Raw genomic sequence first — 2,591 nt, forward strand, 5'->3', positions numbered from 1 at the left:
GGACCAGAGGTACTTGCTATAGGAGCGAGTGTATTTAAGGTATAGGTATAGTTGCTTTCCTGGCCTCCTGTTACGTTTTCTACAACAATTGTAGCATTCTCGTCTCCAAAACAGGACAACATAGTCGTGCTAGGAGTAAAAGTTGCTGCAATAGGCTCTGGAACTTCCAGGGTCACGTCCACAGAATCAATACAGCCCTGTGCGTCCATAACGTTTACTGTATAGGTACCTGCCGAAAGCCCCGTAAAGGTTCCGTTTGGTGAGTAGGCCACCGTAGCGGCTCCGGTCAGTTCATATTCATAAGTGCCCCATCCCCCTTCGGCAATGGCCACAATGGTCCCCTGGTCATCGGTACAGGTCACGTTGGAGGTTTCCGTGGCTGTTAGTGCCAACGCTTCGGAAGGCGAGCCTATCACCACCATAGAAGTCGCCGAACAGAACGGCACGTCCGTTTCGGTGATCACCACCGTAAAGGTGCCGGCATTCATACCCGTTACCGTTTCTGGGTTGGTGGCCGTATTGGCCGCAACCGCTCCCGTTACCGATACCCCGGCATTGTCGAATACCTCATAGGTATAGGCCCCGGAGTAGTTGGACACGTTGATATCGAAGGCGCCCGTATCGTCACCAAAACAGGTCACGGTACTTGGCGTGGTCGTAAAGGTTGGCAATACCGCTGCCGGTAGGGATACCTCTACAACTTCCTCACAGAAAGTCACCGTATCCGTAACCGTAATGGTATATAGTCCCGAAGGCAGTCCCGAGAACACATTGCCCGATAGGGTTGCCGTGGCCGGGTTCGGACTGATCGTATAGGTAAATGCTCCTGAACCTCCCTCAGTTGCAATGGACAATTGTCCATCGTCGTTGTTACAGGTAGGCAGTGCCTCTACAGATGGCGTTATGTTCAGCGGTGCCGCAATGCTCACCGTTACCGTGTTCCCACAGCCGTTGGCATCCTTCACCTCTACCGTATGGTCGCCCGAGGCTAGGTTCGTTATGGTAAACGGTGCCGTCTGAGTCTGGAAGGCGCCGCCATCGATGCTATAGCTATATGGAGGGATTCCTGCAATGTCCAAACTTACCGTCATTTCATAGGTACCGTCCACATCCAGACATTCATCGGCAAGCGTTGCCGAAATCTCTGGGGAAGGGTCCGCTGGCAGCACCACCACTGGACTGCTCACGATACAGCCATAGGCATCCATCACATGTACATAGTAGTTCCCTGCATCCAAGCTGAAGGTACTGGCCGAGGCCCATGCTGCATCCGTTTCCGAAGGTGCGGTTGCCGTGGTTGTTACTTGGTATTGATAAGGCGCCGTTCCGTCGTGTCCCACCGCACTGATCTGTCCTGAGGCCACGTTACAGTTCGCATTCTGGTCGATCGATGTGCTCAGGCTCAAAGGGATTTCCGATTCGGTAATGTTGAACGGAATGGTCACAATGCTACAGCCTGCGTTGGGGCCCGTATTCTCCGTGATCAACACATAGTAGTTTCCAAAAGGAAGCGGTCCTAGGTCCGTTACCGTCAAGGAGCCGTTGCCCCCTACCGTTCCTGACCCGGTCACCCCTGCAGGTTCCTGCGTCAGGGTGTCGAACACTTCATAGTCGATGTTGATGGAAGTGCCATAGGAACTGTTGATGGTGAACGACACGGTTCCGTCCGCACTGCCCGTACAGCTGATGTTAGCCGCCGATACGGCCGTGGCCGTTAGGGTCGAGTTGGTCGGGATCGGTGTGGTGGCCGGTTCAAAATAGCTACAGTTGGTCGATGCATCGTATACGATAAAGGTATAGCTCACCCCTGGGGTCAGTCCCGTAAAGGTGGCCGACTGGCTGCCCGGTGCATCCTCCGGGATCCATGATCCCGCTGGGTTTGGATATACCGATACCGGTCCCTGGTAGATGCTGAAATAAAATGGTCCGGAGCTTACCAAAGTGGAACCGATGCTCACTACCGCCTCTCCTCCTGTGGTACAGTCCACTGTGCTGGCGATATTGATATCCAGATCGGTCGGTGGCGAGGCCACCAAGACATCCTGGATCAAAACCGAACAGCCGTTGGCATCCACCACATTGATCTGGTAAAGCCCGAAGTCCACTACGTCAAAGCTCACCGAAGTGGAGCCCGTGGCGTTAAGCTCGGAGTTGTCGTAACCGTTGGTTCCGGTCACAAAATAGTTATATGGCGCCGTACCTCCCGTTACCCCATCGATAATGATGGATCCCTGGGATACCCCCGTAGAGGTACAGGTGATGTCTATGGTATGGTAGTCCACTGCTATGGCATCCGGCTCACCGATGGTTACCGTCTCTGTGGCCTCACAGGACTTGGCATCGGTTAGAGTTACCGTATAGGTTCCGGCCGTAAGTCCTGAGGTCTGCGTACCGTAGTCCACTCCCGTGGTGGTGTTGGTTACGTTGATGGTGAACGGTGGCGTCCCTACCGTAGTGTCGATGGTCACGTCTATCGAAGCGTTGGCATCGCCGTTGCACAATATTGGTGCATGCAGGTCCACCGTTAGGTCCGGCATGGAAATGGGCTGAACTGTGATCACGCCCGTTTCTGCCGTACACCCACTGGCATC

Annotated in this window: 1 pseudogene; it reads right to left on the minus strand. The window is 54.2% G+C overall.

What is annotated here, in order from left to right:
* Positions 1-2,591, minus strand: a pseudogene (locus AC6I5C_RS17790) (T9SS type B sorting domain-containing protein); the annotation flags it as partial.

The organism is Mangrovimonas sp. sgz306409, from assembly GCF_059735265.1.